We start from the raw sequence: 25,953 nt of genomic DNA on the forward strand, positions 1-25,953 counted from the left end.
CATCCGGTGAATCGGCTGTGGGGCCGGTGAGCACCGGTGGGCGACCTACACTGGAACCCATGCCCGCCACCCGACTCCACCTCGTCCGGCACGGCGAGGTGCACAACCCCGACCGCGTCCTGTACGGGCGGCTCCCGGGCTTCGGACTGAGTGACCTCGGCAAGCAGATGGCCCTCGCCTCGGCGACCGCGTGGAAGGACGCCGGTGTCGACGTGCGCCGGATCGTCGCCTCGCCGCTGCAGCGCACGCAGGAGTCCGCGGCACCGTGGTCGGCCGCGTACGGGCTCGACGTCACGCTGGACGAGCGCCTCATCGAGCCGACGAACCGGTACGAGGGGCAGCCCCCGGGCTTCACGAAGCGTTCGCTCGGCCGTCCGGCGGAGTGGCCCTGGATCGCGAACCCGTTCCGACCGAGCTGGGGCGAGGCGTACGAGTCGATCGCGAACCGCATGCTCGCCGCGATGACCACGGCGTGGGAGAGCGTGGACGGCGGCGACGTCGTCCTGGTCAGTCACCAGCTGCCGATCTGGACGGTCCACCGGAAACTCGCGGGGGAGTCGCTCTGGCACGACCCACGCAAGCGTCGCTGCGACCTGTCGAGCATCACGACCGTCGAACGGGTACCCGCCACGTCGACCGGTCGGTTCACCGAGGTCGGGTACACGGATCCCGCGCAGGAGCTGCGCGCGACCGCCATCGACGAAGGAGCAGTGTGAGCGTCAACAGCAAGCGGTTCGCGGTCCTCGCAGCGACGGCGGTCACGGCGGCGCTCGTCCTGTCCGGGTGCTCGTCGGACAACGGTGGCCTCGCGAAGCAGTACGGCAACGGCACCACCCAGAACTACATCTCCGGCGACGGCGCGGTGACCGAGGTCACCGCCGACAAGCGGTCCGACGCGGTCGACTTCGAAGCGAAGGACTCCGACGGCGACACCGTCTCGTCGAAGGACCTCAAGGGCAAGGTCGTCGTCCTGAACTTCTGGTATGCGAGCTGCCCGCCGTGCCGCGCCGAGGCGAAGTACCTCAACGAGGTGCACGAGTCCTACGCCGATGCCGACGACGTCGCGTTCATCGGCGTCAACGTCCGCGACGCGGCAGCGACCGCAGCAGCCTTCGAGCGCACCTTCGGCGTCGACTACCCGACCGTCCTCGACCAGAAGACCGGCACGATGCAGCTCGCCCTGTCCGGTCAGATCGCCCCGAACGCCGTGCCGGCCACGATCGTCCTCGACACCAAGGGCCGCGTGGCTGCCCGGGTGCTCGGTGCCGTCGACGGCACGAGCATCCTGAAGACCCTGATCAGCGACGAAGTCGACGCCGGCAAGGCCTCCTGACCCGTGGCCTCCAACCCCTTCGCCGAGGCGATCCTCAGCGGCCAGATGGCCGTCGCGCTGCCCGTGGCGGCGCTCGCGGGGCTCGTCTCGTTCCTGTCGCCCTGCGTGCTCCCGCTCGTGCCCGGGTACCTCGGGTACGTCGGTGGGATCGCCGAGGGTGGGCAGCGCCGTGGGCGGGTCGTGCTCGGTGTGCTCCTGTTCATCCTCGGCTTCACGGCGGTCTTCGTCGCGTACACGACGGTGTTCGGCGCGCTCGGGTTCTGGCTCGTGCGGTGGCGCGACCTCATCACGCAGATCCTGGGCGTCGTCGTCATCGCGATGGGGCTGGTGTTCGTCGGCCGGTTCACGTTCATGCAGCGCACCATCAAGCCGAGTTGGACGCCCGCGACCGGACTCGTCGGCGCCCCGCTGCTCGGCATCGTGTTCGGCCTCGGCTGGACCCCGTGCCTCGGCCCGACCCTCGCCGCCATCAACCTGCTCAGCGTGCAGTCGGGCAGTGCCTGGCAGGGCATGTGGCTCGGCGTCGCGTACTGCCTGGGCCTCGGCATCCCGTTCGTCCTCGTCGCCCTCGGTGCCGGCTGGGCGACCGGTGCGATCCGCGCCGTGAAGCGCCACATGCGCACCGTCAACATCATCGGAGGAGCGATCCTGATCGTCATCGGTCTGCTCATGGTCACCGGAATCTGGTCGGCCGTCATGTCGAGCGTCGGGGCGGTGATCCAGAGCTTTGTCCCCGCGGTCTGATCCCGAAACCGAAGCGACGGGCGCCGACACCGCGTCGGACCCGCAGCGACCGTCCGACCACGTCGACGGCTCCGGCCCCGGCGACACCGGCATCAACCAGCCGAAGCTCGGTTTCGTCGGTACCCTCCGGTTCTTCTGGCGCCAGCTCACGAGCATGCGCACCGCGCTGTTCCTGCTCATGCTGCTCGCCCTCGCGGCGATCCCGGGCTCGCTCGTGCCGCAGCGCACCGCCGACCCGAACGGCGTCGTCCAGTACAAGGCCGACCACGCCACGCTCTACCCGATCCTCGACAAGCTGCAGGTCTTCGACACCTACACCTCGGTGTGGTTCTCGGCGATCTACCTGCTGTTGTTCGTCTCCCTGATCGGCTGCATCGTGCCGCGCACGAAGCACCACTGGCAGGCGCTGCGGACCCGTCCGCCCCGGACCCCCGTCCGCCTGACGCGACTGGCGGGCTTCCGCACCGTGGCGGTGCAACCCGACGCGATGATCGACGGCACCACCGGGATCGACGCGGCCACGGGCCTCCCGTCCAGCGAGCACGCGGTGACGCGCGCGATGGCGATCCTGAAGCGCTCCGGGTACCGCGTCGAGCGCTTCGGCGACTCGGTGAGCGCGGAGCGCGGCTACCTGCGCGAGACCGGCAACCTGGTGTTCCACGCGGCGCTCGTGGGCGTCCTGCTGGCCGTCGGTGTCGGCGGTGGGTTCGGGTTCACCGGCCAGCGGCTGCTGGTCGAGGGGCAGACGTTCTCGAACGTCCTCGGCTCCTACGACTCGTTCAACCCGGGTCGCTGGTTCCAGCAGACCGACCTCAAGGGCTACAACCTGACGCTCGACAAGTTCGTCACGAAGTACGAGGAGCGCAACCTCGACGCGCTCGGCCAGGCGCTCGACTACTCGGCGACCGTGACGAGCAAGGAGAAGGGCGGCGAGTCGACGACCAGCCGCCTGGGCGTGAACGACCCGCTGCACGTGGGCGGCACCAACGTCTACCTGCTCGGCAACGGCTACGCGATGAACGTCACGGTGCGCGACGGCGAGGGCAACGTGGCGTTCCAGGACGTCGTGCCGTTCCTGCCCGAGGACGCCAACTACACGTCCACGGGCGTCATCAAGGTGCCGGACGCGCTGCCGGACCAGCTCGGCATGGTCGGGTTCTTCTACCCGACGGCGTCGAAGCTCGCTTCCGGCGCGTACACGAGCGCCTACCCGGACACGCAGAACCCGCTGCTGACGCTGCAGGTCTACACCGGTGACCTCGGGCTCGACAGCGGCGTGCCGCAGAGCGTCTACACGCTCGACACCAAGGGGCTCACGCAGATCGCCGGCCGCCAGTCCGACACGGCGAGCATCGCGCTCGAGCCCGGGCAGACCAAGAAGCTGCCGAACGGTGCGGGGTCGATCACCTTCGACGGCGTCAAGCGCTACGTGTCGCTCGACGTGCACCACGACCCGTCGCAGGCGTGGGTCGCCGGCTTCGCGCTGCTCTCCACCCTCGGGCTGCTCACGTCGCTCTTCGTCCCGCGCCGACGCGTGTGGGTGAAGGTCGTGCCCCGGAAGGGCGCAGCGAACGGCGAGTACGACCTGGAGTACGCGGGTCTCGCCCGTGGCGAGGACCCCAACCTCGAGCGGGCCGTCGGGGACATCGCACAACGCCACACGTCGGACCTCGGAGTTAGGATGCCCCAGTGAACGACATGACCACGAACCTCGCGACCTACTCGGTCGTGCTGACGTACTCCGCGATGGCGGTCTACGTCATCGCGTTCATCTCGTTCGCGCTGGACATGGCGAAACGCTCCGGCGAGGTGACAGCGGCGGCGAAGAACACGGGTGCGGACTCGGACGACGCAGCGGCGACGGCCTCGGTGGGCGCGGCCCGCTCGGCGAAGACCGTCGCCACCGTCCGGGGCGGCACCGTCGTGCTCGAGCCGGTCGCGGCACCTCCGGCGAACGCCGGCGGCTCGGCCGGGCGGGGCACGAAGTTCGAGCGCGTCGGCATGGCCATGACGGTCCTCGCCCTGGTGCTGCACATCGGCTCCGTGGTCCTGCGCGGCATCGCGGCCGACCGGGTGCCGTGGGGCAACATGTTCGAGTTCTCGCTCACCGGCACGGCGCTCATCACGCTCATCTTCCTGCTCGTGCAGTTCTGGCAGAACCTGAAGTTCCTCGGTGTCTTCATCACCGGGCTGACGATCATCCTGCTCGGCATCGCGACGGTGAACTACTGGGTCCCCGTCGTCCCGCTGCAGCCGGCGCTGCAGTCGTACTGGCTCGTCATCCACGTCTTCGTGGCGATCGCCGGCACCGGGTTCTTCGCACTCGGTGCAGGGCTCGCGGTGGCGCAGCTCGTGCAGACGTACCGCCAGGGCCGGACCACGTCGGGCAAGCTCCGCTTCATGGCGACCCTGCCGGACGCCGACCGCCTCGAGGTCCTGACCTACCGCGTCCTGCTCGTCGGCTTCGTCCTCTGGACCTTCACCCTGATCGCCGGTGCGGTCTGGGCGGAGCGTGCCTGGGGTCGGTACTGGGGCTGGGACACCAAGGAGGTCTGGACCTTCATCATCTGGGTCGTCTACGCCGGGTACATCCACGCCCGTGCGACGCGCGGCTGGCGCGGTGCGCGGTCGTCGTGGCTGGCGCTCATCGGCTTCGCTGCCGTGATGTTCAACTTCTCGGTCGTGAACGTCTTCTTCAAGGGCCTGCACAGCTACTCGGGTCTGTGAGCGACGCGCGTCACTGACGCGACCCTGGTCGCGACCAGGACCGGACGGGAGGCACGGTGCCAGCTGGCACCGTGCCTCCCGTCCGTCGTCCAGTCGCGTGCAGGGCCAGGAAGACGGGTCTACGCGGCGGACAGTACGGCGTGTACCCGCTCGAGGCGCGCGAGCCACCACGCCGTGCGCGCCGGCGACGCCGCGTTCCGGTCCAGCAGGCCCGCCGACACCGTGGCACGGCGCACCGGGACGCGACCCCCGACCGGCAGCAGTGGGTCCGCGGTGACGTCGGACGCGAACATCGCGGCCGTCCCGAGTCCGGCGGCGTAGCCCGGGGACATCGCGGCCGCGGCGAGGAACGCCCCCATGCCGAGTCCCACCGAGGTGTCGAGCGCGCTGGAGACCACGCACGGCAACCCGGCCTCGGCGATGACGGCGCATGCCGCGGTGACGCCGCCGAGGGGTTGTGCCTTGACGACGAGGACGTCGGCCGCTCCGGCCCGCGCGACGGCGAGCGGGTCCGCGGCCTTGCGGACGCTCTCGTCCGCGGCGATGCGTACGCCGAGGCCGTCGATCCGAGACCGCAGCGCGGCGAGCTCCGGCACGGTCCGGCAGGGCTGCTCGGCGTACTGCAGGTGGAAGGGGGCGAGGCGTTCGAGTGCCTCGGCGGCCTGGTCGACGGTCCAGAGCCCGTTGGCGTCCACCCGGACGGCGGCCGCGGGCCCCATCACCCGTCGGACCTCGGCGACCCGGGCGACGTCGTCGTCGATGGTCGTGCCGGGTTCGGCGACCTTGACCTTGGCCGTGGTGCACCCGGGGTAGCGCGCGAGCAGTGCGGCGACCTGGTCCGGGGCGATCGCCGGCACGGTGGCGTTCACGGGCACCGAGTCCGCGGCGGCCTCGTGCGCGGTCCAGCCGAAGTCGATCGCACCACGGAGCCACGCGGCGGCCTCGGCGTCGTCGTACTCGACGAACGGCGAGAACTCGGTCCACCCGGAGGGCCCGCGGAGGACGACGGCCTCGCGCGTCGTGATGCCGCGGAACCGCACCCGCATGGGCAGGGCGACCACGTGCGCGTCGGCGGTGAGTTCGGCGAGGTCGGGGAGCACGTCGGCCATCCTCCCACCGCACCCAGGGCACCTGCCGGTTCCTCGGAGGGGACCGCCAGGGCAGGGCATTAGCATGCATCGGTCGGCCCAGGTCGGCACTGGTCACGACCCGGATCGAACCGTCCGGAACGAGGGAGGCGCGGTGGCGCGGGAACCGCAGCAGCGTGCGCAGCGCCCCGGTCGCGACACCGACGAGTTCGCGCGGCTCATGCAGCAGAACACCGTCGACGTCCGCCAGACGGCTGTTCGTCAGCGCCGCAGCCCGATCGTCGGCAAGATCGCCCTCGGCCTCGCCGTGGTGTCCGCCGCGGTGGACGCCAGCGCCTTCGCGGTGTTCATGGGCGGCGACACCGAGTTCGCGTTCGGGATCTGCTTCGTCGTGGTCTTCCTGACCCTCATCGCGGCGGTGCTCGGCTTCGTCGCGGCCGTCGGTGGCCTCGGCCGGTGGTACGGGGCGATCGGAGTCGTGGTGGCCTTCTTCGCCAACCCGGTGATCCTCATCGTGATCCTGGTGTTCGTCGCACCCGAGGTCCTGACCGGCATGGGCGCCTGACCGGCGGCGGTACGTTGGGGGCATGGCTGCTCCCGTCTCCGACCTGTTCGACCCCGACGTCTGGACCGCGGCTCCGATCGCGGAGCAGTTCACGGACATCACGTACCACAAGCACGTCTCGAAGGGGATCGTCCGGGTCGCGTTCGACCGGCCCGAGGTGCGGAACGCCTTCCGTCCGCGCACCGTCGACGAGCTCTACCGGGCGCTCGACGACGCCCGCCAGGACCCCCGCGTCGGCGTCGTCCTGCTGACCGGCAACGGCCCGAGTCCGAAGGACGGCGGCTGGGCGTTCTGCTCCGGCGGCGACCAGCGCATCCGGGGGCGCAGCGGCTACCAGTACGTCGGTGACGAGGGTGCGCCGCCCGAGGGCGTCGACCCGGCGGCCGCGCAGGCCTCGATGGGACGTCTGCACATCCTCGAGGTGCAGCGCCTGATCCGCATGATGCCCAAGGTCGTCATCGCCGTGGTCCCCGGTTGGGCAGCCGGCGGCGGGCACTCGCTGCATGCGATCTGCGACCTGACCATCGCGAGCGCCGAGCACGGCAGGTTCAAGCAGACCGACGCCGACGTCGGGTCGTTCGACGGCGGCTACGGCAGCGCCTACTACGCCAAGCAGATCGGCCAGAAGTTCGCCCGCGAGGTCTTCTTCCTGGCACAGGAGTACTCGGCGCAGCGCGCGTACGAGATGGGGGCCGTGAACGCGGTCGTCCCGCACGAGGACCTGGAGCGCGAGGCGATCCGCTGGGGCGAGATCGTCCTGGGCAAGTCCCCGACGGCGATCCGGATGCTCAAGTACGCGTTCAACGCCGTCGACGACGGGATGGTCGGCCAGCAGGTCTTCGCGGGCGAGGCGACGCGGCTCGCCTACGGCACCGACGAGGCCGTCGAGGGCCGCGACTCGTTCCTCGAGAAGCGCGCTCCCGAGTGGACGTCGTTCCCGTGGCACTACTGAGCCCGGCGGTGCCGGCATGACCCGTCCACTGGTCGCGCTGGGCACGTCGGATCCGCTGGCCGTGCTCCGCGGCCTGGAGGCAGCACTCGCCGGCGGCCCCGCGCTGCTCCCCGTCGCCGAGGGGGCACCGGCGCTGCCGACCCCGCCGCCGGCCGACGTCCGGCAGCGGGTCGCCCTGGTGGTCGAGACGAGCGGGTCCACCGGTACCGGCAAGCGCGTGGCACTCTCGTCCGAGGCGCTGCTCGCCGGTGCCGCCGCGGCGGACGCAGCGCTCGGCGGACCGGGCGGCTGGGTACTGGCGCTGCCCACGCACTACATCGCGGGCCTCAACGTCCTGACCCGCTCGATCGCCGCGGGGACGACGCCGGTCGTCGTGGCACCGGGCCACTTCTACGCAGCGGCGTTCGCGGACGCCGCGGACCAGCTCGTCACCGGTCCTGCCTCCCCGCGTCGCTACACGTCGCTCGTCCCCGTGCAGCTCGCCCGTGTGCTCGACGACGACCGCGCGACGGCTGTCTTGGCAGGGTTCGACGCGGTCCTCGTCGGCGGGCAGGCGACCCCGGCGGCGCTCCGCGAGCGGGCGGTCGCCGCTGGCGTGCACATCGTGACGACCTACGGCGCCAGCGAGACGAGCGGCGGATGCGTGTACGACGGCGTGCCGTTCGGGACCGTCCGCACCGCGGTGGTGGACGACGAGCTCCAGTTGTCGGGCCCGATGCTCGCCGAGGGGTACCTCGGCGACGACGACCGCACGGCCGCGACGTTCGTCGAGCGCGACGGTCTGCGCTGGTACCGCACGGGTGACGCCGCCACGGTGTCCGACGAAGTGGTCCGGGTGCTCGGGCGCCTCGACGACGTGGTGATCTCCGGCGGCGAGAAGGTCCGGCTCGGCGCGGTGGAGCGGCTCGTGCGCGACCTGCCCGATCAGCACGGTGCAGTCGTCACCCGACGGGCCTCGGGGGAGTGGGGCGAGGTGCCGGTCGTCGTCACCGAGCAGCCGCTCGACCTCGACACCGTCCGGTCCCACGTGGGCGACGCCCTCGGCCGCGCCGCACGTCCGGCCGCGGTGGTCGTCGTCGACCGACTGCCGATGCTCGCGTCCGGCAAGCCCGACCGGCGGGCGATCCAGGACCTCGCGGCACGGTAGGTGCGCTCGACGGCACCGCGGTGCAGTGCGACGCGGCGCGGATAGGATCGGTGGTCGTGGCACGAACGAAGAACACGACGCACAAGCAGGGCCGCTCGGGCAACCCGGCCAAGGCTGCGGCCCCGGTCCGCTCGAAGCGCCGGGCGACCGCGCGGGACTGGATCGGCGGGGCACGACTCCGCACCCTGACGCTCGGCGTCGTCCCGGTGGTGCTCGGCACCACCGTGGGCTTCGTCGACAGCGGCACCACGGGCGACTTCGGTGCGTTCCTGGCGCAGGACGGACACCTCGCCATCGCGCTGCTCGCCCTCGCGGTGGCACTGTTCCTGCAGATCGGCGTGAACTACAGCAACGACTACTCCGACGGTGTCCGCGGCACCGACGAGTACCGCGTCGGCCCGGCTCGCCTGACGGGAGCCGGCCTCGCGAAGCCCCGGACGGTGCTGACCGTCGCGCTGACGTTCTTCGGGCTGGCCGCGGTCGCCGGGATCGTCATCGTGGTGCTCACGCAGCTGTGGTGGCTGCTGCTCGTCGGCGCCGCCGCCATCGTCGCCGCGTGGTTCTACACCGGCGGTAAGAAGCCCTACGGCTACAACGCGCTCGGCGAGGTCTTCGTCTTCGTGTTCTTCGGCCTCGTCGCCGTGCTCGGCACCCAGTACGTGCTCATCGGCCAGGCCACCACGAGCGGGTGGGCCGCCGCGGTCGCCGCCGGGTTCTTCGCCTGCGCGGTCCTGATGGTGAACAACATCCGCGACATCGACGAGGACCGTCTCGCCGGCAAGCGCACCCTCGCGGTCGTCGTCGGCCGACCGGTGGCACGGGTGCTGTACGGCCTGTTCCTGCTGCTGCCGTACGTCGTGCTGCTCTGGTTCGTCCTGCTCTACTTCCGCACGGGCTTCACGTACTTCTCGCTGCTGCTGGCCCTGCCGGCGCTCGCGATCGGGGTGTCGTCGCGCAAGCCCCGTGAACTCATCACGGCACTGCAGCTGTCGTCGTTCGCGTCGCTGGTGTTCGGCGTGGTGCTCGGCATCACGCTCGCCGTCCAGCCGTAGGACTCCGCCGGACTACTCCGCGTCGGCGTCCCGGCGCGCGGCGTGCCGGTCGGCGTCCGAGACCGGGCGCACGGTCGGGGCGTCCGCGGCGTCGGTGTCCGCCGCGTCGACGAAGTCGTCCTCGAAGTCGGTGTCCGCATCGCGCTCCGGGCCACCGCGACGGTTCGCCAGGCTCAGGGCGACCGTGGCACGGAGCTTCGCGAGCGCGATGTAGGAGATCAACAGCCCGATGAGGGCGGCGATGATCGTCGCCCAGTACCAGGGCATCGGGGTCAGGAGCAGGAGCAGCACGAGCGCCGCCGCGAAGATGCCGAGCCGGGCCAGGGTGTACAGGAGCCACGCTTTCACCCTGCGAGTCTACGGACGGCCGACCGGCAGGGTCGTCACAGGCTCGCGACCTAGACTCCCGAGCATGGTCCGCTTGTGGTTGATCGTCGTCGTCGCCGCTGTCGCCTTCACGGTGTACGCGGCCATCGACTGCGCGACGATGCCCCGCGAACGTGTCCGATCCCTCAGACGCGGTGTCTGGATCCTCCTCGTGATCGTCCTCCCCGTCCTCGGCGGAGTGCTGTGGTTCCTGCTCGGCCGCTCGCCGGCGTCCCCGGGCACCACCGCCCGGTACCGTGGACCAGAAGACGACCCGGACTTCCTCGGCACCACGCCCGTTCCGGGGGACACCCTCACGGACAAGGACCAGGACGACGCGACCCTCCGAGACCTCGAAGACCAGTTCCACGACCGAGACGACGACGGCCGCACCGATCGCTGACGGTCCCGTCGGATCGGGCAGTCCGGCGACGGACGCCGCCCTGACGCTGCTGCAGGAACTCGTGCGCGCCGGCGTCACCGACGTCGTCGTCAGCCCGGGCTCGCGCTCCCAGGCCCTGGCGCTGGCGGCTGTCGCGCTCGAGCGAGCCGGCGGCCTGACCGTCCACGTCCGGCTCGACGAGCGCACCGCCGGATTCTTCGCCCTCGGTCTCGCGGTGGAGTCCGGTCGACCGGCGGCGGTCGTGACGACCTCGGGCACCGCCGTCGCGAACCTCCACCCCGCGGTCCTCGAAGCGCACCACTCCGGCGTCCCGATGCTCGTGCTGAGCGCCGACCGGCCGGACGAACTCCGCGGCATCGGCAGCAACCAGACCACCGTCCAGCCGGGGATGTTCGGCGACGCGGTCGCCTTCGTCCGCGACGTCGAGGCGCCCTCCGCGCACGGAGCCGACGCGTCGGTGCGTGCAGCGCTCCGCGACCTCGCCCGCCAGGCCGTGGCCGCGGCCGCCGGACACACCGGACAGCCGGGGCCGGCGCAGCTCAACGTCGCGTTCCGTGAACCCCTGTCCGCCGGCCTCGACGCCGAGCACGTGGAGGGCGTCCCCGACGACGAGGTCGACACCGCGTTCGCCACCCGTCGGGCACACGGAGCACTCCCGGTGGCCGAGCTGTCGCCGGACGACGAGCCGGGCACGGTCGTCATCGCCGGTCACGACGCCGGCGAGGACGCCGAGCGCATCGCGTGGGAGCTCGGGGCGCCCCTGCTCGCCGAGGTCTCCAGCGGCGCACGGTTCGGCCGGAACCTCGTGGTCGCCTACCGCGAACTCCTGCGCGACGAGGGCTTCGGCGGGGCGGTCCGTCGTGCCGTCGTGCTCGGCCACCCCACCCTCAGCCGTGAGGTCCCGGCGCTCCTGCAGCGGCAGGGGGTCGAGACGATCGTGGTCCGCGGACACACGGCCGACCCCTTCGACCCGGCCCGCGCCTCTCCCCACCGGCACGGCCCGGACGCCGCTGGCGCGTCGCCCGGGAACCGGCGGCGTGGGCCCAGCGAATCGTTGACCACCTTCGTGTCCGACGTCCGCGTGACGGGCCGGACCCGGCCGGAGCACCGCGCGTGGGTCGGTCGCTGGGTCGGCGCGAGCCGTTCACTGCTCGGCGACGGTGACGCCGGACCCGACCTCGGCGCCAAGCGGTCCCCGGACCGCGCCGAACGCAACAAGTTCCTGCGCGACGAGGTCGCCCTCCGCCGCCGACCCGTCGACCGTGCGATGCTCGCCGACGCCGTGTGGGGCGTGACGTGGCCGCACGACCGGCTCGTGTTCGGTGCATCGCAGATCATCCGCGTCGCCGACGGGCGGGTGCTCGGCAAGAAGATCCGGGTGCACGCGAACCGCGGGCTCGCCGGCATCGACGGCACCGTGTCGACGGCCCTCGGGATCGCCGCAGCGCTCGAGCAGTCGTCGGCGTCGGTCGGCACCACGCGCGTGCTGCTGGGCGACCTGACCCTGCTGCACGACCTCGGGGCGTTCGTCACCGGCACCGAGGAACGCACGCACCGGGTGCAGGTCGTCGTCGGCAACGACCACGGTGGCGCGATCTTCCGCGGGCTCGAGGTGGCACGCACCACCCCGCCGGAGGACATGCGGCGGATGATGTCGACGCCGCAGCACGTCGACGTCGAACGGGTCGTGACCGGCCTCGGCTGGGAGTACCGCCGCGCGGAGACGTGGGGCGACCTCGAGCGGGTGCTCACCGACCCGGCCGAGCGCGTCGTGATCGAGGTGCCGCTGGCCGACTGACGCGGCGGGGGACCGACGCAACGTGACCGCGTGGCCGCAGCGCCGCGACCGCGGGACCGACGCAACGCGTCCGCGTGGCCGCCGCGCCGCTCAGGCCAGCGCGTCCGTGACCGGTCGGAACTTCAGGGCGGTCTCGGCGACCTCGCGCGCCGGTTCCGACCCCGCGACGACGCCCGCACCCGCCCAGGCCCGGACGGTGCCGTCGTCGTCGATGCGGGCGCTGCGGAGCGCCAGCATCCACTCGCCGTCGCCGGTGGCGCTCATCCAGCCCACCGGGCCGGCGTAGCGGCCGCGGTCGACACCCTCGAGCTCGGCGACGAGCCGGACGGCCACGTCGGTGGGGGTGCCCGCGACGGCGGCCGTCGGGTGCAGGGCGTCGGCGACGTCGAGCGAGGTGGTGTCCGGCGGCAGCGTCGCCTGCACGTCGGTCGCCAGGTGCCACAGGTTCGGCAGCTGCAGCCGGAACGGCTCGGGGTCGGCGCGCAACTCGGTCACGAGCGGGCGGAGCGAGGCGAGCAGACTGTCGATCGCGAACGCGTGCTCCTCGACGTCCTTCGCGCTGGCGGCGAGGGCCTCGGCAGCGGCACGGTCCGACACCTCGTCGGCACCGCGTGCAGCGCTTCCGGCCAGCACCCGCGCCGTCAACCGGGTGCCGTCGGTGCGGGCGAGCGTCTCGGGGGTCGCACCGACCAGGCCGTCGACCGCGAACGTGACGCACTGCGGGTAGGCGGCGGCGAGGTCGAGCAGCACGGCACGACGGTCGGCGCCCGCTGGCAGCATGCCGACGAGGTCGCGGGCGAGGACGACCTTCTGCGCGCTCCCGGCGGCGATGCGCCGGACGGCCTCGGCGACGTTCGCGGCGTAGGCGGCCTCGTCGATCCGGCCGGGGCGCAGTGCGACGGAGACGTGTGGTCCGACGTGGGGGACCGGCACCGAGGTCCGCGTGAACGCGAGCGGCTCGGCGCCGACCGTCGTGTCGATCGCGGTGAGCCAGGCCTTGCCGCGCCGACGGCCGATGACCACGCGCGGGACGATCAGGACGCTCTCGTCGGCGGAGTCGTCGGCGAAGGCGAAGGAGCCGAACGCGACCAGACCCGAGCCGCGCAGCTGCACCGGGTCGTCGACGACGGCCGACTCCACGACGGTGCGCCACACCGCGGCTGCGTCGCGCATCCGGTCGGCGCCGGTGAACGTGAACCGCAGCGCCTCCCCGATGCCGATGATGCCGTCACCGTTCCGGACGAATGCCAGGGGACGGTCGCGCAGGGTGTGGCGGAGGACGGTGCCCGGGTCGTCGAGGATCCGGGTGGAGACCGTCAGCGGGGGCGCCGCCGTGGTGGTTCGGGTCACGGCTCTGATGCTACGCGCGGTTGGTGGACCACCCGGCCGGGCGCTCGTCGCGCGGCCGTTGCTGCGAGTCCGGCGCGGGCCGTTGCTGCGAGTCCGGTGAACGTACGGTCGGGACCTCTAGGATTGGTCGGGTGAGCAGAGCGGACCTGAACAAGCGGCCGGACGAGGTGGCGGCGATGTTCGACGACGTCGCGGCCAAGTACGACCTCACGAACGACATCCTGTCGGCGGGCAACGCACCGCTGTGGCGTGTCGCCACGGTGCGGGCCGTCGATCCCCAGCCCGGCGAGAAGGTCCTCGACATCGCCGCGGGCACCGGGACGAGTGCCGCGGCCTTCGCGAAGAAGGGGGCAGAGGTCAGCGCGCTCGACCTCTCCGCAGGCATGATCGCGGTCGGTCGCGAGCGACACCCCGAGATCACCTTCGTCGAGGGCGATGCCGAGCACCTGCCCTTCGACGACGACACGTTCGACGCCGTCACGATCTCGTTCGGGCTGCGCAACGTGAACGACCCGAAGCAGGCGCTCGCCGAGATGCTGCGGGTCCTCAAGCCCGGCGGCCGTGTGGTCATCTGCGAGTTCTCGACCCCGCCGCGTGCGCTGCTGCGCCTCGGCTACGGCACCTACCTGAAGCGCGTGCTCCCGGGCATCGCGAAGCTGTCGAGCAGCAACCCCGCCGCCTACCGCTACCTCGCCGAGTCGATCGACGCGTGGCCGGACCAGCAGGTCCTCACCCAGTGGCTGCGCGGCGTCGGGTTCTCCGTGGTCGCCTACCGCAACCTCACGGCCGGTATCGTCGCACTGCACCGTGGCCGCAAGCCCGTCGCCGACACGGTGCGCGAGTCCGCGGCCCGCCGTGCGAAGGCACGCCGCAACCACCAGACCACCGGCGAGCAGCCGCGCGTCGACCCGGCCGACGACTGACCGGTCACCATCCCCCGAAGACGGAGCAGCACTTGAATCCGAGCGTCCCGGTCGCACGTCGCGCGCCGAGCCTCCGCGCCTCGCTGGGCATCGGCGAGCGGTTGTTCGCCACGCCCGCCGACCGCCGCTTCATCGCCGCAGTCGACGACGGTCTCGAGCTCGTCGAGCAGGGGCTCGAGGACGCCATGCGTTCCACGGACACCCTCGCCGACACCACGAGTCGCTACCTGCTGTCCGCGGGCGGCAAGCGGATCCGCCCGACGCTGACGCTGCTCATCGCGCAGCTCGGCGACGGGGTCACCGACGCCGTGGTCAAGGCCGCCGTGAGCATCGAGACGACCCACCTGGCGTCGCTCTACCACGACGACGTCATGGACGAGGCGCCCGTCCGCCGCGGGGTCCCCGCCGCGCAGATCACGTACGGCAACAACGTCGCGATCCTGACCGGCGACCTGCTCTTCGCGCGCGCCAGCCTCATCACGGCCGACCTCGGCACCGAGGGCATCCGGATGCAGGCCGAGACCTTCCAGCGCCTCTGCATGGGGCAGCTGCACGAGACCACCGGCCCACAGCCCGACGACGACCCGGTCGAGCACTACATCCAGGTGCTCAGCGACAAGACCGGCTCGCTCATCGCGACCGCCGCCCGCGCCGGTGTCATGTTCTCCGGCGCCGACCGTGCCTACCTCGACGCCGTCGGGACCTTCGGCGAGAAGGTCGGCGTCGCCTTCCAGCTCGTCGACGACGTCATCGACCTGGCACCGGCGACGGACAAGACCGGCAAGATCGCCGGCAACGACCTCCGTGCCGGCGTCGACACGTTGCCGATGCTGCACCTGCGTCGGCACGCGGCGACCGACCCGGAGGCGCAGGACCTCGTCCTGCGCATCGAGCGCGACGTGAACGGCGCTCCGGACGACGCGGTCGGCTCCGTCCCGTACCAGTCGGCCGTCGCCGCACTGCGCGACCACGAGGCGACCGCGTCGACGCGCACGGTCGCGGTCCGCTGGGCCCGCGAAGCCGTGGACGCCCTCGCCCCGCTGCCCGACGGCACCGTGAAGCGAGCACTCACTCGCTTCGCCGACTCCGTCGTCGACCGCAGCCGCTGAACACAACCCGCGACCGGACGACCCCACGGTCGCCGCGCGGGACGCACCACCGGGAGCACCCCACCCGAACGAACTGGAGACGATCAGTGCCCACCCTCCGAATCGCCATCGTCGGCGCCGGACCCGCCGGCATCTACGCCGCGGACATCCTGCTGCGCGAGGCCCACGGACACGACGTGTCGATCGACCTGTTCGAGCAGCTCCCCGCGCCGTACGGACTCGTCCGGTACGGCGTCGCCCCCGACCACCCGCGCATCAAGGGCATCGTCAACGCCCTGCGTGACGTGCTCGACCGCGGTGTCGTCCGGCTGTTCGGCAACGTCCGCTTCGGCGCGGACATCACCCTCGAGGACCTGAAGAAGCACTACAACGCGGTCGTCTTCTCGACCGGGGCGATCAAGGACGCCGACCTCGACATCCCCGGCGTCGACCTGCGGGGCTCCTACGGTGCCGCCGACTTCGTCAGCTGGTTCGACGGCCACCCCGACGTCCCGCGCACCTGGCCGCTGACCGCGGAGAGCGTCGCGGTGATCGGGGTCGGCAACGTCGCCCTCGACGTCTCCCGCATCCTGGCGAAGCACGCCGATGACCTGCTGCCGACCGAGATCCCGGCGAACGTGTACGAGGGCCTCAAGGCGTCGCCCGTCACGGACGTCCACGTCTTCGGCCGCCGTGGTCCTGCCCAGGTCAAGTTCACGCCGCTCGAGCTCCGCGAGCTCGGCGAGGTCCGTGACGTCGACATGGTCGTCTACGACGAGGACTTCGACCACGACGAGGCGTCGAAGACCGCGATCGCCACGAACAAGCAGGTCATGGTCATCAACCGCGTGCTCGAGCAGTGGCGCACTCGCGAGACGGGCCAGGCGAGCCGGCGGCTGCACCTGCACTTCTACGCGAAGCCGACCGAGTTCGTCGGCGACGAGCAGGGCAACCTCACCGCGATCCGGTACGAGCGCACCCGGCCGAACGGCGAGGGCGGTGTCGAGGGCACGGGCGAGATCCGCGAGATCCCGATCCAGGCGGCCTACCGTGCCGTCGGCTACTTCGGCTCCCCGCTGCCCGGGCTGCCGTTCGACGAGCGCCACGGCGTCATCCCGAACCACGAGGGCCAGGTCCTCGACGACGACAACCAGCAGATCCCGGGCGTCTACGCCACCGGCTGGATCAAGCGCGGTCCGGTCGGTCTCATCGGCCACACGAAGTCCGACGCCATGGAGACCGTGCAGCACATCGTCAACGACCAGGCGAGCTGGTGGACTCCGGAGGACCCCTCCGAGGGTGCGATCCCGGCGCTGCTCCGCGAGCGTGGCGTCGAGTACACCGACCTCGAGGGCTGGCACCACCTGGACACCCACGAGCTCGCGCTCGGCGCTGCCGAGGGCCGTGAGCGCATCAAGGTCGTGCCCCGCGACGAGATGATCGACGTGTCGCTCGGCCGCGTCGACGCGCCCACCAACTGACAGCGATGGCCGACACGCGCCCCGTCCCGCCCGCGGCGGTGCGGGGCGCGTCCGCGTCCGCTGCGCGACTGCAGGGCGTCGACGTCGCGCGCGCCGTCGCGCTACTCGGCATGATGGCCGCGCACATCGGCGGCATCGCGGAGCAGCTCGACTGGGTCGACCCGACGACGTGGTCCGCGGTCGCGAACGGGCGGCCGTCCGCGCTCTTCGCGGTCCTCGCCGGGGTCTCGATCGGCCTGACGAGCGGTCGGACGACTCCGCCGGGTCCGCCGACGATCGGCCGAGTGCGGGCTCGCCTGGTGATCCGTGCCGCAGCCGTCGTCGCCGTCGGCTTCGTGCTCATCGCGTTGGACACCCCGGTCTACGTCATCCTGCCGACCTACGGAGTGCTGTTCCTGCTGGTGATCCCGGTGCTCCGGATCCGCCCTGCGTGGCTCCTCGCCATCGCGGGCGCCTGCGCCGTGCTGTCGCCGATCGTCGCCGTCTCGACCGCACCGGCCTACGCCGACGCCGGCATGGTCGGCGTGCAGCTCGGTCTGGTCTACCCCGTGGTCACCTTCCTGGCGTACGTCCTGGTCGGTCTCGCCGTCGCCCGGGGCGGTCTGGGCCCACGCCGCCGGTTCCCGGACGACGCGCCAGCGGCGTCCGGGCCATGCCGGTGGGGAGAGGCGCGGGGCACGCAGGTCGTGCTCCTCGCGTCCGGCGCACTGGTCGCCGCCACCGCGTACGTCGTCGGCACGGTCATCGCGCCGCTTCCGTCCGGGGCCGCGTTCGCGTTCCCGGGCGTCCCGTACGCGGCCGACGGCAGCACGCCGGCCGAGGCCCTCGCCCAGCTCTTCCTGTCACCGCGCGACCACTCGTCGACGACGGTGGACGTGGTCGGTACCGCGGGCGTGGCGGTGGCGGTCATCGCGCTCTGCACCCTGCTGTTCGACGGCCGCGGGCGGGTCGCCGAGCGGATCGCGTTCCCGCTCGCCGCGGTCGGGTCGATGCCCCTGACGATCTACTCGGGACACCTCGTGGTGATCGCGATGCTGCCCGAGTACCCGGAGTCGGCGTCCGCGTGGTGTTGGTTCGCGCTCGGTTCGATCCTGTTCGCGATGGTCTGGCGCCGGTTCCTCGGCCGGGGCCCGCTCGAGCGGGCCGTCGCGGCCCTGGCATCCCTCGTTCCGATGCGCTGAGCGACCTGCCGGGCTCGACCCGGCCCGGAGCGCTGCCGCACGGTGCCGGGTTGTTCGTCCGGTGCGGGCGTGCTCGCTGGGTGCCCCGCTGTGGCGACGCACCGAGCGGCCAACGTCGCACCAGGTGGAGGACGGCGCACGGTGCGTGGCGGAGGCGAGTCGCGCCTCCCGTCCGCACGGTGCGGGGCGGAGGCGAGCCGGAGCGCTGCCGCACGGTGCCGGGTTGTTCGTCCGGTGCGGGCTTGCTCGCTGGGTGCCCCGCTGTGGCGACGCACCGAGCGGCCAAGGTCGCACCAGGAGGCGGACCGCGCACCGTGCGGGGCGGGCGCGCACCGCGCCTCCCGGTCGTGGGCTACTGCAGCGCTGCCGTGAGCCGCGCGACGTTGTCGAGCACCTTGGACCGGCGCGGACGGTCGTCCCACTCGTCGAGCGTCAGCTCGAAGCTGTGCTCCTTGTAGGCGTCCTGCACCTCGCGCAGGGCATCGACGAAGCGGTGGCCCCGGACCATCACGGAGACCTCGAGGTTCAGGCTGAACGAGCGCATGTCCATGTTGCTCGACCCGATCACCGACACCTCGTCGTCGATGGTGAAGTGCTTGGCGTGCAGGATCGTCGGTGCCCGGTACAGCCAGATCTTCACACCGGCGCGGAGCAGTCCCTCGTAGTACGAGCGCTGCGCGTGCCAGGTCATGGCGTGGTCGCCCATCTCGCCGACGAAGAGCTCGACCTCGACGCCGCGTTGGGCGGTCGTCGTGATCGCGTAGAGCATCGAGTCGTCCGGCACGAAGTACGGCGACGTGATCGACACCTTCTTCTGCGCCGAGTAGAGCAGCGCGTTGAACAGGCGCAGGTTGTTCTCGCCGTCGAACCCGGGCCCGGACGGCACGACCTGGCAGTCGAGGGCGTCGCCGCGGTCGGCCCGCTGGACGGGGTCGCTCTCGCGCAGCAGCAGTTCGTCGGTCTCGCTGTACCAGTCGGTGACGAACAGGGCGTTCAACCCCGCGACGACCGGACCCTCGAACCGGGCGAACAGGTCCTTGTAGACCATGCCCTTCTCGATGTGCGACTTGATGTCGTACGAGGCGTCGATCAGGTTCTGCGACCCGGTGAAGGCGACCGAGCCGTCGATGACCATGATCTTCCGGTGGTTGCGGAGGTCGGGGCGCTGGAACTTCCCCTGCAGCGGCAGCAGCGGGAGCATGAGGTGCCACTCGATGCCCGCGCGGTCCATGAACGCCAGCGTGTCCTTGTACCCGGGGTAGCCGCGGCTCGCCCAGTGGTCGAGCAGGAACCGGACGGTGACGCCGCGGGCCTGTGCACGGGCGAGCGCGTCGAAGAACGGCCGCGTGGTGTCGTCGAGCGTCGCGATGTAGAACTCGACGTGCACGAACCGACGCGACTGGTCGATCGCCCGGGTCATCTCCGCGATCGACTCCTCGGAGTCGGGGTAGAGCTCCGCCGAGTTGCCACCGACCAGCGGCATGGCACCGAGTTCGCGGTTCAGCGTGGTGATGCTCTCGAGCCACAGCGGCCACGGGTGGTCACGCCGCACGCGTTCGATGCCCTCGGTCTGTTCGAGGATGTACGCGTTGATCTCGGTCTGCTTCTCACGCCGGGCACGCGGCAGCTTCGTCGACCCGATGACCAGGAAGACGATGAAGCCGATGTAGGGGATGAGGAAGATCGCCAGCAACCAGGCGGTCGCCGTCTGCGGCTTCCGGTTGATCGGGACGTAGATGATCGAGAAGGCGCGGATCGCCAGGTCCAGCAGGACGGCCAGGACGGTGATCGCGACGGTGAGCCAGTGCTCCACGGACGTCAGCGGAAGTTGATGTACTGCAACGGGACGTCGAACTCTTCACCCTTGAGCAGCTGGATGGTGTTCTGCAGGTCGTCGCGGCTCTTCGAGGACACCCGCAGTTCGTCGCCCTGGATCTGGCTCTTCACGGTCTTCGGGGCGTTGGCCCGCAGGAACGCGCCGATCTTCTTCGCGACGTCCTGCTCGATGCCGTTCTTGAACTTCACCTCGATGCGGTACTCCTTGCCCGAGGGGTAGGGGTCGCCGGCGTCGAGGCTCTTCAGGCTGATGTTGCGCTTGATCGCCTTGCTCTGCAGGACGTCGAGGACGGCCTTCGCGCGCTCTTCCGAGTTCGCCTTGATGAGGACGTCCTCGCCGCTGAAGGCGACCGACGCGTCCGCGCCCTTGAAGTCGTACCGCTGCTCGATCTCCTTGGCCGCTTGGTTGAGGGCGTTCTCCGCCTCCATCTTGTCGACCTTGCTCACCACGTCGAAGGAACTGTCTGCCATGCCGCACAGCCTAACGGCGGACAGGAGGCCCGGTTCGGCTCCGGCGGTCGGCCGGCGGTGGTCACGACCACCGTTCTGGATCCGCTATGCTTTTGTGCGCGCCTTCGGTTGGTGATCACACCGGCTGGGTGCGCATGGCAAGTTACCCAAGCGGCCAAAGGGATCTGACTGTAAATCAGCCGGCGTAGCCTTCGGGGGTTCGAATCCCTCACTTGCCACCAGCGAGGAGCCCCGTCCGACCCGGACGGGGCTTTCGTCGTCCCTGGCAGGATCGGTGCATGGCATCCGACCGCACACCGTCCCAGTTCGCCGACCTCGCCGAGACGATCGCGCGCGAAGCGGCCACGCTCGCCGCACGACGACGGGCCGAGGGGGTCGAGATCGCCGACCGGAAGTCGAGCATCGTCGACGTGGTCACGGCTGCGGACCGCGAGGTCGAGGCGCTCATCCGGGCCCGTATCGCCGAGGCCCGGCCGGACGACGCGTTCCACGGTGAGGAGTCGGGGTCGGCGTCGGGCGAGTCGGGCATCACCTGGGTCGTCGACCCGATCGACGGCACGGTGAACTACCTGTACGGCAGTGCCGAGTACGGCGTGAGCATCGGCGTCGTGCGGGGCTCCGCCGACCCCACGACGTGGGAGCCGATCGCCGGCGTCGTCGTCGCCCCCGCGACCGGGGTGGTGTTCCGTGCCGCCGCCGGACAGGGCGCCACCCGTGACGGCGTGCCCCTGTCCGTCAGTGCTCCGGCCTCGCTCGCCGAGACGCTCGTGGCGACGGGCTTCGGGTACACGGCGGACCGGCGCCGCGAGCAGGTGTCCGTGCTCGCCGGGTTGATCGGCGAGGTGCGGGACATCCGGCGCGGGGGAGCGGCGTCGCTCGACTGCTGCGCGGTCGGGACCGGGGTCGTCGACGCCTACTACGAGCGCGGGATCAACCCGTGGGACATGGCCGGCGGCTCCGTCGTCGCGCGCGAGGCCGGGGCGTCGATCCGCATCTGGGAGGCCGGCGGGACCCGTTCCTTCCTGTTCGCGAGCCCCGCGGTGGCCGACGACCTCGAAGCGCTGCTGCGCGGGCTGGAAGCCGAGGCGCTCGGCGTCTGAGGTCCGCCGGTCCCTCGCTCTGGGGGTGCGCGGTGGACGCGACCACGACTGGCGACGTGCGACGACGTTTGCTACCGTGCTCAGGTCCCGTTATCTGCTCGTTACCAACGAGCGCGCCCCTTCCCCGATCAGGATCGCCACCGCACGCATGCCCCACTCCCCACTGACGTCCGTCCCCACCGGTCCCGTCGACGCCGCCACCCCGGTCGTCCACCTGACCCGACGAGCACGGATCGAGGCGGAGCGAGCGGCTGCGAAGGGCGCCCCCGTCACGCAGGACCACACGCAGGACGTCGCACCTGACCGTGCCGCGGGCCCGTCGTTCGACGAGGTCGTCGGGCTCACCACGCCGTCGTCGGCCGCCGCTCCCGCGTCGCCGATCGACCTCGCGCCGGTCTCGCCCGCGCTGCCCGGGTCGGCGGTCCGTCCGGCGCAGCGCATCACGACGCCACCGGCTCCCACGTCGCCGGACGTCCGCGCCTCGGCACCGCGCACCGCGCCGGCCGCTGCGGAGCCCGTCGCACCGCAGCCCCGCCGTGTCATCGGCCAGGTCCCGGCGTCCCGTCGGCGGACCGGCCGTGCCGCATCGGCCGTGCAGGTCGACCGCGCCACCCGGCACATCGCGGCCGGCCGCACCGCTGCCGCGCCCGCCCCGGCTCCTGCCGCCCGGACGCAGGGCGCCTCGTTCCGCCGTGCGGCCTCGCGCGTCACGGCCGTCGGTGCGCTCCTCTTCGTCGCTGGTCTGGTCGTCTCGACGTCGCTGCCCGCCCAGGCGCTCTACGTGCCGGAGACCGGCTCGACCGCGGTCCGGTCGACGGCGAGTGGTGCGACCCAGTCGATGAGCGTCGGCGCCGCAACCGACGGGTCGACGACCCGCGACCAGTACACGGTGTCGGACGCCACGCAGTACAAGAACGTCGACGCCTCGAGCTTCACCAACGACCCGACCGGCACGATCCAGTGGCCGTTCCTCACCGGCGTCCCGATCACCTCCGGCTTCGGCGGTCGTCAGGTCGCGGGCTGCTCGTTCTGCTCGACGAACCACATGGGCGTCGACTTCGCTCCCGGCGAGGGCACCCCGATCCGGGTCATCGCCGCCGGCACCGTCATCAAGGTCCAGGCGAACGACGGCGGCTTCGGCAACGACGTCTGGGTGGAGCACGACGTCGACGGCAAGCAGTTCGTCAGCGTGTACGGCCACATGGAGGACAACTCCTTCAAGGTGGTCACCGGTCAGCAGATCGAGGTCGGCGACGAGCTCGGTCTCGTGGGCAGCACGGGCAACTCCACGGGCCCGCACCTGCACCTCGAAGTGCACGTCGACGGGGTCCCCGTGGACCCGCTGGCCTGGCTCCAGACCAACGCGAACTAGCGGTCGCCGACGCGGCACGCCCGGGCGTCTCGCCCGGTTCCGGAGCAGCGTCGGAGGTCTGCTATCCTCGTGTGGTGCCGTTCGCGGCACATCGCCCCGATAGCTCAGTGGTAGAGCACCTCCATGGTAAGGAGGGGGTCGTCAGTTCAATCCTGACTCGGGGCTCCGACCCGGTGCGCGTGTCGCTCCGGATCTCTGGCGGGGTAGCTCAGTTGGTTAGAGCACACGACTCATAATCGTGGGGTCGCGGGTTCAAGTCCCGCCCTCGCTACAGCAAGCCCGGCGATCTGTTCGCCGGGCTTTCGTCGTTCCCGGGCGCAACGGCGTTCCGGTCGGGAGGCGCGTGGCGGACGTGCTCCGTGCCTCCTGTCCGGTGCGTGGCCTGGTCCAGTGCGGCTGTCGCGCCGTACACTCGATCAAAGTGCGTCCGCGCCGTGTGTTCGCGTGGTGCAGATGCACTTGCGTTGTGCGCCGGTCACGTCGCGACCGCGCGCCGACCGCGCGCGACCCGCGCGCGCCTACAGCGCGGAGTGCGACCCGGTGTCGGTGCGCGCCTGCAGCACGCCGGCCGCGCGCAGGGCGCGCTCGATCGCAGCGTTCACCTCGTGCCACGCGGCTCGTCGCCGGCTCGCGCCGATGCTGCCGCCGGAGACGGCCGTGCCGTGTCCGCTGTGCCGCAGCGTGATCGTGGTGGACGCCCCGGTGACGGTCGTCGACAGTTCGTAGCGGCGGAACTCGCGGGAGGGGTGCACGAGCGCGCCGAGCAGGATCGTCAGCAGTCGGTTGCCGGTCGTCGCGGTGAGGGTCCCACCGGTCGACTCGACGTGGTGTCCCGCCGTGCGGAGCGCCGCGCCGGCGACCTCCATCGCGGTGCACCGGTCGCCCGTGTGCACGGCGAACTCGGTCCTGGTGTCCATCGTTGCTCCCCCCGTCCCCTGATCCGGTGTCGTGACCGGACCGCCGATTCCCCCGAACCGGCGCGGCCAGCCTAGCCGATGCATCCTCAGTATCGACAGGCCCCAGGACGGGCGTCGGTAGACTGCCGACGTGTCAGTGAACCCCGAGCTCGTCGGCAGGACGTTCCCGCCGGCCGAGCCCTACCTGGTCGGTCGCGAGAAGGTGCGCGAGTTCTCGCGCGCGGTGTTCGCGACCAACCCCGTCCACCACGAACCCGACGCCGCCCGCGCCGCCGGGTACGCCGACGTCGTCGCCCCGCCGACCTTCGCGGTCGTCGTGCAGGAAGCCACGCTCGCGCAGCTCCTGGCCGAGCCGGACGCCGGCATCGACTTCTCGCGTGTCGTGCACGGCGAGCAGTCCTTCACCTACGACCGGCCCATCGTTGCCGGCGACGAGCTCACCGCGACCCTGACCGTGACGAGCGTCAAGACGCTCGGCGGCAATGCGATGGTCACGGCCCAGAGCACCATGAACGACGCCTCGGGGGAGCACGTCGTCACGGCGACGTCGACCCTCGTGGTCCGAGGAGACGACGCATGACCGCCGCACCCGCCACCGCGATCGAGGTCGGCACGGTCGTCGCCGAGCGCGAGGTGCACGTCACCCGCGACTCGCTCGTCCGCTACGCCGGCGCTTCCGGTGACTTCAACCCGATCCACTACCGCGACGACGTCGCCGCCTCGGTCGGCCTGCCCGGCGTCCTCGCGCACGGCATGCTCACGATGGGCCTCGCCGTGCAGCCGGTCTCCGAGTGGCTCGGCGACAGCGGCTGGGTCGCGGGCTACGGTGTCCGCTTCACCCGCCCCGTCGTCGTGGACCCGGAGCAGGGCGCGACCATCGGCATCGTCGCGAAGGTCGGTACCGTCGACGACGACGGCCGACCGAAGCGCATCGACCTCACCGTGACCGCCGGCGGGCAGACCGTGCTCGGCAAGGCGCAGGTCACGGTGGCGTTCCGCTGACCGTGCACGAGCCGGTGCTCGCCGACCTCACGACGCTCGGCGTCGGCGGGCCGGCCGCGCGGCTGCTCACGGCCACGACGACCGACGAGCTCGTCGACCACACGCGCTCCGCGTGGGACGACCACGAGTGGCTGGTCCTCGGCGGCGGCAGCAACGTGCTGGTCGCCGACTCCGGCTTCGACGGCACCGTCGTCCTGGTCCGCACCGCGGGGGTGGACGCCGACACGGACGCCGACGGCGTCACCGTCCGCGTCGCGGCCGGCGAACCCTGGGACGCGTTCGTCGCCACCACCGTCGCGAACGGCTGGACCGGCCTGGAGGCCCTCAGCGGCATCCCGGGCACCGTCGGCGCCGCCCCCGTGCAGAACATCGGCGCCTACGGGGTCGAGCTCTCCGACGTGCTCACCCGGGTCGAGTTCCTCGATGCGGCCACGGGGGAGCGCACGTGGGTGCCCGCGGCCGAGCTGGCGCTCGGCTACCGCACGTCGACCCTCAAGCACGGACGCCGTGGTGTCGTGCTGACGGTCGAGTTCCGACTCGGTGCAGCGGGTGAACACGGTGTCCCGGTGCGGTACGCCCAGCTCGCCGGTTCGCTCGGAGTGTCCCTCGGTGCCCTCGTGGAACCCACGACGGTCCGCGACGAGGTCCTGCGCCTCCGCGCCTCGAAGGGCATGGTGCTCGACGCCGACGACCGGGACACCTGGAGCGCCGGATCGTTCTTCACGAACCCGATCGTCTCCGCTGCCTTCGCCGAGACCCTCCCCGCCGACGCGCCACGGTGGCCGGCGGGCGACGACGTCAAGCTCAGCGCGGCCTGGCTCATCGAGCACGCGGGGGTGCACCGTGGCTACGCCGTACCGGGGTCGCGTGCGGCGATCTCGTCGAAGCACACCCTGGCCCTGACCAACCGTGGCGGCGCGACGGCGGCCCAGGTGGCCGAGCTCGCACGGTACGTGCAGGTCACGGTCCTGAACCGCTTCGGGGTGTCGCTCGTGCCGGAGCCCGTCGTGGTCGGGGACCTGCTCGACTGAACCCACTGGCACGACCCGGCCACGGG

Annotated in this window: 26 protein-coding genes and 3 tRNA genes; 23 read left to right on the top strand and 6 right to left on the bottom strand. The window is 71.6% G+C overall.

Going from position 1 to position 25,953, the window contains the following annotated elements; genetic code table 11:
- The first annotated feature begins 59 nt into the window (after positions 1–59).
- Genes OGL88_RS03485 through ccsB form a run of 5 tightly spaced genes read left to right on the top strand, consistent with a single transcriptional unit; the run spans position 60 to position 4,804 of the window.
- Positions 60–716, top strand: a complete 657-nt coding sequence (locus tag OGL88_RS03485; protein WP_123292091.1) for a histidine phosphatase family protein — start codon at positions 60–62, stop codon at positions 714–716.
- Positions 713–1,333, top strand: a complete 621-nt coding sequence (locus tag OGL88_RS03490; protein WP_263089744.1) for a TlpA family protein disulfide reductase — start codon at positions 713–715, stop codon at positions 1,331–1,333. The genes OGL88_RS03485 and OGL88_RS03490 overlap by 4 nt, the downstream gene beginning before the upstream one ends.
- A gap of 45 nt (positions 1,334–1,378) precedes the next feature.
- Positions 1,379–2,077 (top strand): cytochrome c biogenesis CcdA family protein, encoded by a 699-nt coding sequence (locus OGL88_RS03495; protein ID WP_123292336.1) that lies wholly within the window; start codon positions 1,379–1,381, stop codon positions 2,075–2,077.
- Complete coding sequence (gene resB, locus OGL88_RS03500) at positions 2,061–3,770, top strand: cytochrome c biogenesis protein ResB (RefSeq protein WP_263089745.1); 1,710 nt, start codon at positions 2,061–2,063, stop codon at positions 3,768–3,770. The genes OGL88_RS03495 and resB overlap by 17 nt, the downstream gene beginning before the upstream one ends.
- A gap of 5 nt (positions 3,771–3,775) precedes the next feature.
- Positions 3,776–4,804 (top strand): c-type cytochrome biogenesis protein CcsB, encoded by a 1,029-nt coding sequence (ccsB, locus tag OGL88_RS03505; RefSeq protein ID WP_263089954.1) that lies wholly within the window; start codon positions 3,776–3,778, stop codon positions 4,802–4,804.
- A gap of 119 nt (positions 4,805–4,923) precedes the next feature.
- Here ccsB and OGL88_RS03510 read toward each other — a convergent pair whose 3' ends face one another.
- Positions 4,924–5,913 (bottom strand): o-succinylbenzoate synthase, encoded by a 990-nt coding sequence (locus OGL88_RS03510; RefSeq protein ID WP_263089746.1) that lies wholly within the window; start codon positions 5,911–5,913, stop codon positions 4,924–4,926.
- Positions 5,914–6,046: 133 nt separating this feature from the next.
- Between OGL88_RS03510 and OGL88_RS03515 the strand changes: the two genes are divergently transcribed.
- Genes OGL88_RS03515 through OGL88_RS03530 form a run of 4 tightly spaced genes read left to right on the top strand, consistent with a single transcriptional unit; the run spans position 6,047 to position 9,608 of the window.
- Positions 6,047–6,457, top strand: a complete 411-nt coding sequence (locus OGL88_RS03515) for a hypothetical protein (RefSeq protein ID WP_263089748.1) — start codon at positions 6,047–6,049, stop codon at positions 6,455–6,457.
- Positions 6,458–6,479: 22 nt separating this feature from the next.
- On the top strand, positions 6,480–7,409 hold the full coding sequence (locus tag OGL88_RS03520) for a 1,4-dihydroxy-2-naphthoyl-CoA synthase (RefSeq protein WP_111084280.1): 930 nt from the start codon (positions 6,480–6,482) through the stop codon (positions 7,407–7,409).
- Between the two features lie 16 nt (positions 7,410–7,425).
- Complete coding sequence (locus tag OGL88_RS03525) at positions 7,426–8,556, top strand: AMP-binding protein (RefSeq protein ID WP_263089751.1); 1,131 nt, start codon at positions 7,426–7,428, stop codon at positions 8,554–8,556.
- A gap of 50 nt (positions 8,557–8,606) precedes the next feature.
- Positions 8,607–9,608, top strand: coding sequence for a 1,4-dihydroxy-2-naphthoate polyprenyltransferase (locus OGL88_RS03530; RefSeq protein WP_131845706.1), 1,002 nt, complete (start codon positions 8,607–8,609; stop codon positions 9,606–9,608).
- 12 nt (positions 9,609–9,620) lie between these two features.
- Here the strand turns inward: OGL88_RS03530 and OGL88_RS03535 are convergent, their stop codons facing one another.
- Positions 9,621–9,956 carry a DUF4229 domain-containing protein gene (locus OGL88_RS03535; RefSeq protein ID WP_263089753.1) on the bottom strand — a complete coding sequence of 112 codons (336 nt, stop codon included), beginning with the start codon at positions 9,954–9,956 and terminating at the stop codon, positions 9,621–9,623.
- 64 nt (positions 9,957–10,020) lie between these two features.
- Here OGL88_RS03535 and OGL88_RS03540 point away from each other — a divergent pair, with 64 nt between their 5' ends.
- Entirely contained in the window at positions 10,021–10,377 is a 357-nt protein-coding gene (locus OGL88_RS03540) for a PLD nuclease N-terminal domain-containing protein (RefSeq protein ID WP_131921755.1), read from the top strand.
- A gap of 49 nt (positions 10,378–10,426) precedes the next feature.
- The gene (gene menD, locus OGL88_RS03545) at positions 10,427–12,175 is read left to right on the top strand and encodes a 2-succinyl-5-enolpyruvyl-6-hydroxy-3-cyclohexene-1-carboxylic-acid synthase (protein WP_308202600.1); all 1,749 of its coding nucleotides are present in this window, start codon (positions 10,427–10,429) and stop codon (positions 12,173–12,175) included.
- A 90-nt stretch (positions 12,176–12,265) separates the two neighbouring features.
- Here the strand turns inward: menD and OGL88_RS03550 are convergent, their stop codons facing one another.
- On the bottom strand, positions 12,266–13,525 hold the full coding sequence (locus OGL88_RS03550; protein WP_263089757.1) for an isochorismate synthase: 1,260 nt from the start codon (positions 13,523–13,525) through the stop codon (positions 12,266–12,268).
- Between the two features lie 131 nt (positions 13,526–13,656).
- Here OGL88_RS03550 and OGL88_RS03555 point away from each other — a divergent pair, with 131 nt between their 5' ends.
- The 4 genes from OGL88_RS03555 to OGL88_RS03570 all read left to right on the top strand — a co-directional run bounded on the left by OGL88_RS03555 (position 13,657) and on the right by OGL88_RS03570 (position 18,198).
- Complete coding sequence (locus tag OGL88_RS03555; RefSeq protein ID WP_263089759.1) at positions 13,657–14,448, top strand: demethylmenaquinone methyltransferase; 792 nt, start codon at positions 13,657–13,659, stop codon at positions 14,446–14,448.
- A 32-nt stretch (positions 14,449–14,480) separates the two neighbouring features.
- Positions 14,481–15,557, top strand: a complete 1,077-nt coding sequence (locus OGL88_RS03560; RefSeq protein WP_205462790.1) for a polyprenyl synthetase family protein — start codon at positions 14,481–14,483, stop codon at positions 15,555–15,557.
- An 86-nt stretch (positions 15,558–15,643) separates the two neighbouring features.
- Entirely contained in the window at positions 15,644–17,017 is a 1,374-nt protein-coding gene (locus OGL88_RS03565; protein WP_263089763.1) for an FAD-dependent oxidoreductase, read from the top strand.
- 5 nt (positions 17,018–17,022) lie between these two features.
- Positions 17,023–18,198, top strand: coding sequence for a heparan-alpha-glucosaminide N-acetyltransferase domain-containing protein (locus OGL88_RS03570; protein ID WP_263089764.1), 1,176 nt, complete (start codon positions 17,023–17,025; stop codon positions 18,196–18,198).
- A gap of 352 nt (positions 18,199–18,550) precedes the next feature.
- Here OGL88_RS03570 and cls read toward each other — a convergent pair whose 3' ends face one another.
- Both cls and OGL88_RS03580 read right to left on the bottom strand, forming a co-directional pair.
- The gene (gene cls, locus OGL88_RS03575; RefSeq protein ID WP_263089766.1) at positions 18,551–20,011 is read right to left on the bottom strand and encodes a cardiolipin synthase; all 1,461 of its coding nucleotides are present in this window, start codon (positions 20,009–20,011) and stop codon (positions 18,551–18,553) included.
- A gap of 5 nt (positions 20,012–20,016) precedes the next feature.
- The gene (locus OGL88_RS03580) at positions 20,017–20,505 is read right to left on the bottom strand and encodes a YajQ family cyclic di-GMP-binding protein (protein ID WP_111084269.1); all 489 of its coding nucleotides are present in this window, start codon (positions 20,503–20,505) and stop codon (positions 20,017–20,019) included.
- A gap of 136 nt (positions 20,506–20,641) precedes the next feature.
- Between OGL88_RS03580 and OGL88_RS03585 the strand changes: the two genes are divergently transcribed.
- The 5 genes from OGL88_RS03585 (at position 20,642) to OGL88_RS03605 (ending at position 23,248) form a co-directional block, all read left to right on the top strand.
- Positions 20,642–20,726 (top strand) — tRNA-Tyr (locus OGL88_RS03585).
- 57 nt (positions 20,727–20,783) lie between these two features.
- Positions 20,784–21,605 (top strand): inositol monophosphatase family protein, encoded by an 822-nt coding sequence (locus OGL88_RS03590; protein WP_263089768.1) that lies wholly within the window; start codon positions 20,784–20,786, stop codon positions 21,603–21,605.
- Between the two features lie 148 nt (positions 21,606–21,753).
- The gene (locus OGL88_RS03595; RefSeq protein ID WP_263089769.1) at positions 21,754–22,977 is read left to right on the top strand and encodes a M23 family metallopeptidase; all 1,224 of its coding nucleotides are present in this window, start codon (positions 21,754–21,756) and stop codon (positions 22,975–22,977) included.
- Positions 22,978–23,070: 93 nt separating this feature from the next.
- Positions 23,071–23,142, top strand: a tRNA-Thr gene (locus OGL88_RS03600).
- Between the two features lie 32 nt (positions 23,143–23,174).
- Positions 23,175–23,248, top strand: a tRNA-Met gene (locus OGL88_RS03605).
- A 247-nt stretch (positions 23,249–23,495) separates the two neighbouring features.
- On the opposite strand, the gene OGL88_RS03610 is transcribed toward OGL88_RS03605, so the two are convergent.
- Positions 23,496–23,894, bottom strand: coding sequence for a hypothetical protein (locus OGL88_RS03610; protein WP_263089770.1), 399 nt, complete (start codon positions 23,892–23,894; stop codon positions 23,496–23,498).
- 130 nt (positions 23,895–24,024) lie between these two features.
- On the opposite strand from OGL88_RS03610, the gene OGL88_RS03615 reads away from it, so the two are divergent.
- Genes OGL88_RS03615 through OGL88_RS03625 form a run of 3 tightly spaced genes read left to right on the top strand, consistent with a single transcriptional unit; the run spans position 24,025 to position 25,927 of the window.
- Positions 24,025–24,474, top strand: coding sequence for a MaoC family dehydratase N-terminal domain-containing protein (locus OGL88_RS03615; RefSeq protein ID WP_263089771.1), 450 nt, complete (start codon positions 24,025–24,027; stop codon positions 24,472–24,474).
- Entirely contained in the window at positions 24,471–24,896 is a 426-nt protein-coding gene (locus OGL88_RS03620) for a MaoC/PaaZ C-terminal domain-containing protein (RefSeq protein ID WP_123292107.1), read from the top strand. Before OGL88_RS03615 ends, OGL88_RS03620 begins: the two co-directional genes overlap by 4 nt.
- Before the next feature lie 14 nt (positions 24,897–24,910).
- Positions 24,911–25,927 (top strand): UDP-N-acetylmuramate dehydrogenase, encoded by a 1,017-nt coding sequence (locus OGL88_RS03625; protein ID WP_263089774.1) that lies wholly within the window; start codon positions 24,911–24,913, stop codon positions 25,925–25,927.
- Positions 25,928–25,953 lie beyond the last annotated feature (26 nt).

Origin of the sequence: Curtobacterium sp. RIT-PI-V (assembly GCF_025642935.1) — a bacterium.
GTDB lineage: Bacteria > Actinomycetota > Actinomycetes > Actinomycetales > Microbacteriaceae > Curtobacterium.

Excerpts from the sequence above, each read along its gene's own strand:
- OGL88_RS03485 (WP_123292091.1), top strand. The coding sequence starts at position 60 with ATGCCCGCCACCCGACTCCACCTCGTCCGGCACGGCGAGGTGCACAAC.
- OGL88_RS03495 (WP_123292336.1), top strand. The coding sequence starts at position 1,379 with ATGGCCGTCGCGCTGCCCGTGGCGGCGCTCGCGGGGCTCGTCTCGTTC.
- ccsB (WP_263089954.1), top strand. The coding sequence starts at position 3,776 with ATGACCACGAACCTCGCGACCTACTCGGTCGTGCTGACGTACTCCGCG.
- OGL88_RS03510 (WP_263089746.1), bottom strand. The coding sequence starts at position 5,913 with ATGGCCGACGTGCTCCCCGACCTCGCCGAACTCACCGCCGACGCGCAC.
- OGL88_RS03520 (WP_111084280.1), top strand. The coding sequence starts at position 6,480 with ATGGCTGCTCCCGTCTCCGACCTGTTCGACCCCGACGTCTGGACCGCG.
- OGL88_RS03525 (WP_263089751.1), top strand. The coding sequence starts at position 7,426 with ATGACCCGTCCACTGGTCGCGCTGGGCACGTCGGATCCGCTGGCCGTG.
- OGL88_RS03540 (WP_131921755.1), top strand. The coding sequence starts at position 10,021 with ATGGTCCGCTTGTGGTTGATCGTCGTCGTCGCCGCTGTCGCCTTCACG.
- OGL88_RS03570 (WP_263089764.1), top strand. The coding sequence starts at position 17,023 with ATGGCCGACACGCGCCCCGTCCCGCCCGCGGCGGTGCGGGGCGCGTCC.
- OGL88_RS03580 (WP_111084269.1), bottom strand. The coding sequence starts at position 20,505 with ATGGCAGACAGTTCCTTCGACGTGGTGAGCAAGGTCGACAAGATGGAG.
- OGL88_RS03590 (WP_263089768.1), top strand. The coding sequence starts at position 20,784 with ATGGCATCCGACCGCACACCGTCCCAGTTCGCCGACCTCGCCGAGACG.
- OGL88_RS03595 (WP_263089769.1), top strand. The coding sequence starts at position 21,754 with ATGCCCCACTCCCCACTGACGTCCGTCCCCACCGGTCCCGTCGACGCC.
- OGL88_RS03610 (WP_263089770.1), bottom strand. The coding sequence starts at position 23,894 with ATGGACACCAGGACCGAGTTCGCCGTGCACACGGGCGACCGGTGCACC.
- OGL88_RS03620 (WP_123292107.1), top strand. The coding sequence starts at position 24,471 with ATGACCGCCGCACCCGCCACCGCGATCGAGGTCGGCACGGTCGTCGCC.